The organism is uncultured Porphyromonas sp. (assembly GCF_938046015.1).
Taxonomy (GTDB): domain Bacteria; phylum Bacteroidota; class Bacteroidia; order Bacteroidales; family Porphyromonadaceae; genus Porphyromonas.
The window spans coordinates 1-10,099 of sequence record NZ_CALIXW010000002.1 but is presented as its reverse complement, the minus strand read 5'-3'; the positions used below and the strand labels follow the sequence as shown (position 1 = coordinate 10,099).

The 10,099-nt window shown below is 62.7% G+C and carries 5 protein-coding genes and 1 pseudogene; 2 read left to right on the top strand and 4 right to left on the bottom strand.

The annotated features are described in order from the left end of the window. Positions 1-273: 273 nt before the first annotated feature. The 4 genes and pseudogenes from Q0248_RS00120 to Q0248_RS00105 all read right to left on the bottom strand — a co-directional run. Positions 274-654, bottom strand: a pseudogene (locus tag Q0248_RS00120) (DUF2721 domain-containing protein); the annotation flags it as partial. 31 nt (positions 655-685) lie between these two features. Further along, the gene (gene lipB / locus Q0248_RS00115; protein ID WP_299318352.1) at positions 686-2,179 is read right to left on the bottom strand and encodes a lipoyl(octanoyl) transferase LipB; all 1,494 of its coding nucleotides are present in this window, start codon (positions 2,177-2,179) and stop codon (positions 686-688) included. Between the two features lie 48 nt (positions 2,180-2,227). After that, a complete protein-coding gene (murB, locus tag Q0248_RS00110) occupies positions 2,228-3,247 on the bottom strand; it encodes a UDP-N-acetylmuramate dehydrogenase (RefSeq protein WP_299318349.1) in 1,020 nt (339 codons plus the stop codon). Positions 3,248-3,269: 22 nt separating this feature from the next. Continuing rightward, positions 3,270-3,746 (bottom strand): SPOR domain-containing protein, encoded by a 477-nt coding sequence (locus tag Q0248_RS00105; RefSeq protein WP_211788622.1) that lies wholly within the window; start codon positions 3,744-3,746, stop codon positions 3,270-3,272. Positions 3,747-4,503: 757 nt separating this feature from the next. Here Q0248_RS00105 and Q0248_RS00100 point away from each other — a divergent pair. Beyond that, entirely contained in the window at positions 4,504-7,722 is a 3,219-nt protein-coding gene (locus Q0248_RS00100) for a TonB-dependent receptor (RefSeq protein WP_299318345.1), read from the top strand. A 12-nt stretch (positions 7,723-7,734) separates the two neighbouring features. Continuing rightward, positions 7,735-9,546, top strand: a complete 1,812-nt coding sequence (locus Q0248_RS00095; RefSeq protein WP_299318342.1) for a RagB/SusD family nutrient uptake outer membrane protein — start codon at positions 7,735-7,737, stop codon at positions 9,544-9,546. Positions 9,547-10,099 lie beyond the last annotated feature (553 nt).

Genomic DNA, 10,099 nt, shown 5'->3' with positions numbered 1-10,099 from the left:
CTCGCGGGGCTCACGCTGCTGGCGTTCCTGACGCTCGTCACGGCCTGGACGCTGCCCGTCGCGGCCGTCACGGCTCTGACGCTCGGGGCGCTCCTCACGGCCTTCGCGGGGCTGACGCTCGGGACGCTCCTCGCGGGCAGGGCGCTCGTCCTGGGACTTACCTTCGCCGTTGGACTTCTTCTTTTTCTTGTTCTGCTTGCTCTTCTCGCGCTGTAGCTCCTCATCGTCGGGACGGCGGCGCAGCAGCGAGGGCTGCTCCTTCTTGAGCGAACCGAGGTTGAGGCTCAGGGCGTCGACAGAGATCTGTATCTCCCAGATGCAGACACAGAGGGAGGCCGCTAGCAGCACCATCCCCCCGCCGAAGACGATATCCCCGAGGACGGGTAGGTGGATGTAGAAGAAGAACATAGCCGTAAGGCACAAGAGGAGGCTACTGGCCCCGAGGATCTGCATGGCGCGGATCAGCTTGAGGCGGCGGTAGAGGTTGTGCAGCTGTGCCAGGCTGGTGGGCTCGGCCTGAGGGTCGCGCTCGTGCTTCTCCTTGAGGCTACGCACGATGCTGGCGTAGGAGAGGAAGCGGTTGGTATAGGCCAGCAGGATCAGCGAGATGGCCGAGAAGAGGAGGGAGGGCGTGGAGAGGTTGATCTCATTCATATACTATGGGGCGTATGACAAGGGTGAATAACTAGTAGCGCTGCGGCATGAGCTCGCGCAGCCTACGGTGGAGGATGGATACCAGCAGGTGGCGCGTGGCCACGAGGTCTATGGCCTGGCCTGTCTCGCCTGCGATGGAGGCTACCTTGCCCTGCTTGAAGCCACAGGGGTTGATGAGCTGGAAGGGGCTGAGGTCGTTGGTGACGTTGAGCGCGAAGCCGTGCATCGTCACATAGCGGCTGCTCTTGACGCCTATGGCCGCGATCTTACGCTCCCGCTCGGGGTTGCCGACATCGAGCCAGACGCCGGCCGCACCTTCCTTCAGTTCGCCCCGAATACCATAGAAGCGCAGGAGCTCTATGATCGAGCTCTCCAGCAGCTCTATGTAGGCGCGCAGCCCGAGGCCGAAGCGCTCGAGGTCAAGGATAGGGTAGCCCGTGATCTGGCCAGGGCCGTGATAGGTCACGTCGCCGCCGCGCTCGATCTCATAGAAGTCGTAGCCCATATCGCTGAGGAGCTCGGGGCTCAGCAGCACGTTGGCCTTGTCGGCGTGCTTGCCCATCGTGAAGACGGGCTCGTGCTCGCAGAGCAGCAGGTAGCTACCCGTGGGGCGGCCCTCATGCTTGAGGGTGAGCAGCTCCTGGAAGAGCTCCTTCTGCAGCTCCCAGGCCTCGGCGTAGGCGATACGGCCGAGGTCGCGGTAGAGGAAGGGCTGCTCGAAGGGAGGCAGCGGTGTCTCGGTGACCTCGCCGTCTGTAAGGCTGAGGCACTGCCCGTCGTAGGCGGGACGGACGTCCGAGGGGAGGAGCTGCTCCAGCGCGCGGTGGCTGGGGGCGTGGTGCGAGAGGTGCGTCAGGAGCGTCAGCTGGGGGTGCTCCGTGAGCTGGGGGAGGAGCTGCAGCACGTCCTCCACACTCTGATGGCTCGGGTGGGGACGGCTATAGCGAAGGGCGTTGAGGACGACGAGCTTAGCGCCATCGACCTTCTGCCACTCGGAGGGCTCGATCTGCTTGAGGTCGGTGATATAGACCAGTGGGCCTATACGGTAGCCGACGATGGGCAGGGAGCCGTGCATGAAGGATAGGGGGATGACCTCCTCGCCGCAGACTTCGAAGGGCTGGCCCTCGACGATGGGATGGAGGCTAAGGCGTGGCGTCCCAGGGTAGGGATTGGGCCCGAAGGCGTAGTGCATGCGGCTACGTACGGCCTCCAGCGTGCGCTCCTGCCCGTAGATGGGCAGCTCCTGTCGCCAGGCGATGGTGCGGATGTCGTCCAGGCCGAAGGTATGGTCGTAGTGCTCGTGCGTCAAGAGCACGGCGTCCACGCGGTCCAGCATGAGCCGCGTAGCCTGCTCGTGGAAGTCGGGGCCACAGTCGATGAGGATGCGCTTGCCCTGATCGGTAATGACGAGAGCAGAGGTGCGTAGTCGACGATCACGCTGATCGTCGCTCTGGCATACAGGGCAGCCGCAGCCCACCTCGGGGATGCCGGTACTGGTACCTGTGCCTAGGATGATGACCTTCATGTATATGTACGGGTGTGCTACGGTACCCAGAGAGGTGGGTACCGGCAGCTAGCTGATATAGCGCACCTCGGGCTGTAGCTCGATCCCGAAGCGCTGCTGTACCTGCTGCTGTACGTGCTGAGCTAGGCGTGCGATGTCTTGCCCCGTAGCCTCCCCGTCGACATTGGTCAGCACGAGCGCCTGCCGTGGGTAGACGCCCGCATGCCCCAGGACGAAGCCCTTGAGCCCGCAGCGATCGATCAGCCAGCCAGCGCTGAGCTTGACCTGACCCTCGGGGGCAGGGTAGTGGGGGATGTCGGGATAGGTCTCCTGGAGCTCCGTGAGCCGTGCGGGGGGGACGATAGGGTTCATGAAGAAGCTCCCTGCATTGCCTAGCTCGGCGGGGTCAGGGAGCTTGCTGCGGCGGATGGCGATGACCTCCTGGCGTACGTCCTCGGGGCTAGGGGCAGCGCTGCGGGCGGCTACGCGGGCCTTGAGATCGGCGTAGTCCAGCTGCAGCTGCGGCTGCTTGTCGAGGCGTAGTAGTACGTGCGTGACGATGTAGTCTGCCCCCTCAGCGGTCTTGAAGAAGCTGTGGCGGTAGGCGTAGTCACACTCCTCGGGGGCGAAGTGACGTAGCTGGCCCGTACGGCGGTGTACGGTGTGCACGGCGACGACACGCTGGCTGATCTCGGCACCATAGGCTCCGATGTTCTGCACGGCTGCGGCGCCGACCTGGCCAGGGATGAGGGAGAGGCATTCGAGGCCTCCGAGTCCGCGGGCACAGGTGTATGCTACGAGGTCATCCCAGTGCACACCAGAGCCTACGAGGAGGGTGAGGTGCGCCTCATCCTCCTCGTAGGTCTCGAGTGTGGTGATCTGGGAGTGCAGGACGATACCATGGAAGTTGGTAAGGAAGAGCATATTGCTCCCCTCGCCTAGGAGGAGGTGCCGGCACTCCTGGAAGTACTCATCCCGAGCCAGGAGCTGCAGCTCCTCAATGCTCGTGTAGGGGATGAACCAGTCTGCCTGCGCGTCGATACCGAAGGTGTTGTGCGCCTTGAGGGAATACTCCTTCCTGATATCCATAGCTAGCTGCTCGCTCGGTGGATTACTGAGCGTTCTCTAGGAGCCAAGCGTCCTTGAACTCGGGGGCGAAGCGTGCCTTGACGGCCTCACGGCTGGCAGCTGCCTCATCGCGCGTGTCGAAGCTAGAGACGATGACACGCAGCATACCCACGTCATTGGTAGCGAGTACGGCCTGGTAGCCAGCCTGCGTCATGCGGTCCTTGAGGCTGCGCGCGTTGGTGGGGTTCTGGAAGCTCCCTACGACGACGCTGAAGCGCTTGAGGTGGCTCGCATTCTCCCCTTCGTAGGTGGAGACGCGCTCCTTACGTACGGTGACGGGGGCAGCGGGCATCTGAGCGGCGCTAGCCTCGTACTGTACGGCGGGCTTGGTGTCCTGTGCAGCGATCTCACGCTGCTTTGCTTGTTCGTAGGCCTTACGGTAGGCGCTCTTCTTAGCGCCGCAGGAGCTGAGGGTCAGCACAGCACCCAGTGCTAGGGATGCAAGGATGATCTTCTTCATATGTTTCTATTATTGGGGCACCCAGCGCGATACGCAAGCCCGCGCTGTATGCTATTATCCATACTACAAAGTTAATAATTCTCTCGTAGCGGCGAGCAAAGCGCCTCACCGAGGCTTAGGGACTTCGTTCGACCTCCTCCCATGAGGCTCGGAAGGCCCTGCCCAGACGCCCCCCAGCGGCTGCCCGCCGAAGGCTGCTCCGCGCGCCCTAATTAGATATGTATATAACGCAGCTGGGACGCCCGCCGCATAGCACCGTGGCTGGGGGCGCGTCCCGTACAGCCGCGTCTCCTGCTTGCTCCTACGGACTCTTCTCGGTGGCACTAAGCTGAGGGCGCGCTGAAGGATATCAGTCAGCGCTCTGAGGGCCGTCAGTGGACGCCGTGAGGGATATCAGTCAGCCTCGCTGAGGGATATCCCTCAGCGAGGCTCTGGGCTAAGGAAGACCGCGTCGCAGCCTTATCGGGAGGAGGGCTGAGAGGCGTCTTAGACCGTCTTTAGGCTTCGTAAATAAATTAAGGAAGTGCTTGTATTACACGACTTTTACTAACCCTTGCTCGCCCCGATCATTATCCCTAAATTTGCCCTCAACGAAGGAAGAAAGAGGAAAACACCAGGGGCGCCGAGGAGGAGACCTCGGCCCGCACCCCGAGCTGGGGAAGAGTAGGGGAGAGCTGTCCCCCTACCTGCCCGACCCTCCCCCCCAGCACTAGCCCCCAGCTAGACCCGTACATACATACACTATAATTAAAGTCACATGAAAAGAAAACTACACAGGTCGAGACTCCTCGGGCTGCTGCTCCTTCTGCTGACCCTCCTCATGCCGCAGCTCTCGGCGCAGAGCCTGGTGGTACGCGGACGCGTCGTAGACAGCAAGGGCGAGGCCGTCGTCGGAGCCTCCGTAGTGGTCAAGGGCGCCCAGGGTAAGGGTAGCGTGACCAATCTGCAGGGCGAATTCTCCCTCTCGGGACTGAAGAAGAGCGACGTGCTCCGCGTCAGCTTCATCGGCATGAAGACCGAGGAAGTCGCCCTCGACGGTCGGCAGTCGCTGACCATCACCCTACAAGATGCCGCCACCAAGCTGGACGATGTCGTCGTGGTGGGCTACGGCGTACAGCGTAAGGTCAACCTCACCGGGGCGGTCAGCTCGGTCAAGGGCACCGAGCTCGCACGCCGTCCCGTAGCCGATGCCTCGCAGAGTCTGCAGGGGCTCGTCCCAGGGCTGCTCGTCACCAACGGCTCCTCGGGACGCCCTGGGGGGACAGGGACGCTCTCGCTACGTGGGCAGGGCAACCTCAAGAACAACGCCTCGCCCTACGTCCTCGTCGATGGGGTAGAGATGGCCCTCTCGGATGTCAACCCCAATGATATCGAGAGCATCTCCGTGCTCAAGGATGCTGCCGCCAGCGCTATCTACGGGGCACGCGCGGCCTACGGGGTCATCCTCGTCACGACCAAGAAGGGCGTAGCGGGCAAGATCCGCATCGGCTATCAGGGCAACTTCGGCTGGTCGGCACCGACGCTGCTGCCCGAGATGGTCAACTCCTATGAGTTCGCCAAGTACTGGAACGCAGGCGTGCGCAACTCGGGCTCACCTCGTCTCTACAGCGATCAGAAGCTGGAGCTGCTGCAGCGCTACATCACTGACCCCTCCAGTGTCGACCCCTGGGCAGAGCTGCCGAAGAACTCGATGATGAACCCTGCCTTCGAGAATTCGGAGCAGGGCGTGGGCAATGTCGACTACTTCGCCCTCCACTATAAGGACTGGGCACACAAGCAGAGCCACAACCTCAGCGTCTCGGGCGGCAGCGAGGGCACGCAGTACTACGTCTCGGGCGGCTACTATACCGAGGACGGCATCCTGCGCTATGCCAAGATGCAGTACCAGCGCTACAACTTCGCCTCCAAGCTCACGAGCCAGCTCAAGCCTTGGCTGCGCCTCAAGCTCGATACCAAGTACGTCCACGGACAGAATGATACGCCCTTCGGTGGGGGCGGCCTCTCCGAGGGCTTCTACCACTCGCTGGCGCGCTTCCGCCCGACGGTCTCCGTCGTCGACCCTAATGGGCACTTCACCGAGCTGAGTATGATCCCCTACCTGCGGAGCGGCACCTACACGCGTCACAAGCAGGATCGACTCAACCTCACGGTGGGCGCCGAGCTACAGCCGCTCAAGGACTGGCGCATCTATCTCGACTATACCTACCGCCTCGGAGGCTCGGAGTACGAGGCCCTCAATAGAGCTCCGCGCATCTTCGCTGCCGATGGACAGCGCACCTCCCTCGGGGTACGCAGCGAGCTGGGAGTACTGCCGCAGGGCAAGTTCACCCGTAGCTTCCAGAAGGACAACTACCGCTCGATCAACCTCTACACCAACTATCTGCTTGACCTCGGCGAGCGCCACCACTTCACCTTCCTTGCGGGCTACCAGGAGGAGGACAGCCATACGAGCTTTCTGGAGAGCTCGGTGACGGGGCTCTACTCGCTGGACAACCCCAACGCAGGGATAGGCTCGGGCGACAAGGTGCCCGTAGATCAGCGCTACGGCTGGGCTACGCGCGGCTTCTTCGGACGCATCAACTACAACTATGACGGGCGCTACCTCGTCGAGCTCAATGGCCGCTACGACGGCTCCTCCCGCTTCGCCCCCGCACACCGCTGGGGCTTCTTCCCCTCCTTCTCGCTGGGGTGGAACATTCATCGTGAGCACTTCATGCGCTCCCTCTCCCCAACGCTCTCCAACCTAAAGCTCCGTGCCTCCTACGGGCTCCTAGGGAATCAGGCTGGGGCGGCACTCTATACCTTCGCCTCGTCGATGAGCCTGAGCCGCGGCCTCGGGAGCTACATCTTCCAGGACGGACGCCATCCCTACACGGTCGCCCCACGCGTCATCGACCCCAATACGACCTGGGAGAAGGTCTCCAGCCTCAACCTCGGGCTGGACTTCGGCCTATGGCAGAATGCGCTGACGGGTACCCTCGAGATCTTCCAGCGCGATACCCGCGATATGCTTGGCCCTGGGCTGCCGCTGCCTGACCTCTTCGGTGCTGCCGCGCCCGAGACCAACAATGCCGAGCTGCGCAACCGTGGCTGGGAGCTCTCGCTGAACTATCACGGCCGCATCGGCAAGGATATAGACTACTCCCTCGGTGCTCAGGTCTCCGACGCTACAGCTGTCGTGACCAAGTACACCAGCATCGACAAGAGCTCGCCCCATACCCAGTGGTACGAGGGCCGCAGCCCAGGCGAGATCTGGGGCTTCCGCTCCGATGGGCTCATCCAGACGCAGGCCGAGGCGGATGCCTACAACAAGGCGCATGACCTCAGCTACCTCAGCGGGCAGCCCTGGACGCCTGGGGACGTCAAGTACCGAGACCTCAATGGCGACGGCAAGATCAATATCGGCAAGAGCAAGCTCGGGGATATGGGCGATATGACGGTCATCGGGGACACGACGCCCCGCTATCAGTTCACCTTCAACGGCAGTATCGCTTGGCGCGGTCTCAGCCTCTCGCTGATGCTGCAGGGCGTAGGGAAGCGCGACTGGCACCCAGGCCCAGGCTCCATCTACTTCTGGGGCTGGGGACCCTACGCCCAGGTCACGGTCTTCAAGCTGCACCTCGACTACTGGACGCCCGAGAACCCTAACGCCTACTACCCCAAGCCCTACATCCACACCGCAGGCGGGGTAGCCCCCTTCCAGGGCAAGAACAAGGTCACCAACGACCGCTACCTGCAGAACGCCGCCTACTGCCGCCTCAAGAACGTGACCCTCAGCTACGAGCTCCCCAGCCAGTGGACCAAGGGCAGCAAGGTGCAGGTCTACCTCTCGGGTGAGAATCTCCTGACCTTCACGGGACTCAAGGGGATGTTCGACCCCGAGGCTATCTTCACCGGCAACGGCTATACGAGTGAGGGGGGGAAGAACTACCCGATGAACCGCGTCGTCTCCTGTGGCGTCGTCGTAAACCTCTAAGCATACAAGCTCATGAACAAGAATATCCTACTCCTCTGCCTCGGCCTTACGCTGGGCTCGGGGCTTAGCTCCTGCTTCGACCTGAACAAGGAGCCCGAGGGGACGCTCTCTACCACCAAGCCCTTCGCCAGTACAGGCGAGATGCAGAACTACCTAAACATGTTCTACGAGTCTGGCCTACGTACGCAGGGCTTCAGCGCTGGTGGCGGCGCGGGCATAGCGGGCGACGACGTGATGAGTGACAACATGACCAGCAGCGCCGTCAATACCCGACTGGACGGACGCTTCAGTCTCAGCAACGCTGCCTCCCTGACGACCTACGTCCACATCCGTGATGTCAACTACCTGCTGACCAACCTCGAGAACACCACCGAGAAGGGCTCGGCGCGCTACAATCAGTGTGTCGGCGAGGCCTATTACTTCCGCGCCTGGTACTACTACACGCTGCTCACCAGCTACGGCGGCGTCACCTGGCTGAGCGAGCCCCTAGATCCCGTCGTGGAGCGCCTACAGCTGCCGCGCCATAGCCGCCTCGAGCTCACCGACAGCATCCTAGCGGATCTCGACCGCGCTATCGGGCTGCTGGGCGAGCAGCAGAGTGCTGCCAGTATGCGCGTGCACCGCGACGTGGCACGCGCACTCAAGAGTGAGGTCGCGCTCTTCGAGGCCACCTGGGAGCGCTACCACAAGGCCAAGGGGGATGCCTTCGCCGACCCTCAGGTGACTGAGGAGAAGATCAAGGGCTACCTGACGCAGGCCCTCGAGGCGGCTAAGGCCGTCGTCGCCCGAGGCGTGTGGAAGGTCTACAGCGCCGGTCAGCCCACGGAGGACTACCGTCAGCTCTTCCAGACGACCGACCTCTCCTCCAACCCCGAGGTCCTCTGGTACAAGCGCTACGACGGCAATGAGGTGGGGAACAATGTCAACCGCTACCTTAACCAGGGCGGCGGTGGGATAGGCCTCACGGCTTCGCTCGTCGATGATTATCTGACCCGTGACGGGCGTCCCTTCGTCGGTGCCGAGCGGCTCGAGGCGAAGAAGACCTTCGGCACCGAGCTCCAGCCCACGCTGCGCGACCCACGCCTGGCGCAGACCGTCTGCACGCCTGGTCAGCGCCTGCGCCCCGACCAGCCTGCCTATGAGGTGCCGCCCTTGCTCGGGGCATCCTACCATCAGAATATGACGGGCTATTCGCTGCTCAAGCACGTGCAGATCGACTACACGGGCAATCTCGATGCCGAGTACAAGGGCGCGACGCCAGCCATACAGTTCCGCTACGCCGATATCCTGCTGAACTACGCTGAGGCACTCGTCGAGCTCGATGGGGCGATGCACGCCGCCGAGGTCATCAAGATCCTCCACCCGCTGCGCGCACGTGTCGGGATGCCCGACGTGGACTTCGACCGTGAGTACAATACCGAGGCGGATTACCCCTTCCGCAGCCTTAATAAGTACGTGCAGGCGGTACGCCGTGAGCGGCGTGTCGAGCAGGCCTGCGAAGGGCGTCGCTTCCGCGACATCGCGCGCTGGGCGGCCGCTGAGGAGCTCATTGTAGGCAAGCGGGCTGTGGGGGCGCTCTTCGTCGGGAGCAACCTCAAGGGGCATCCGCGCTACGGCAATCGCCTCGTCTACGATGCCGCCACAGGTAATAATCTCTTCCTCACGGGCAAGGCGGGCGACAGCTACCGCTATATCCTCCCGAGCAATCCCGCGGGGCACGAGGCGGGCTGGGGCTTCAATCCCAAGCGCGACTACCTCCTGCCGATCAATCTCGAGATCATCTCCGCCACGGGCGGCAAGTGGACGCAGAACCCCGGTTGGTAGCCTAAGGGCCGCCGCTCTCCAAGCGCTGTCCTAAGCCTCCCGCCCCTCTGCGGACGTCTCCAGAGTCAGGCGCTCCCTCCTCAGTTCGCTGGGGGGCGGAGCGCCTGACTCTTTTTCTACCCTGCTCCGCTGCCGCCTACTCCTCCCTTCCGCCCTGCTTCTTCCCGCTTCTGTCCCTCTTGTCGCGCCTCCCCGAGGGATATCCCTCACGGCGCTGACTGCCGTCCCTCAGAGCGCTGACTGATATCCCTCAGCCCCCCTCTAGGCTATCGCTCCCGACGGCCACAGCCTTGTCTCTCCTGCCTTACTGATCTTCCTCAGCACCCTCCCTGCCCGCCCTCAGCGGGCTAGCCGCCGTGTCTTAGCCTCCCTCTCGAATGTGCCTCAGCGCGCGGAGCCTTGGGCTGAGCTATTTGTCTAGTTAGCTGAGATAGCGTATCTTTGCGCTGCATTCATCTTGGCGGCCTATACCGCTTAGCCTGGGTGAAGAGCTGAGGATTGTCTCGTGGTGTAATGGTAGCACAACAGGTTTTGGTTCTGTTTGTCAAGGTTC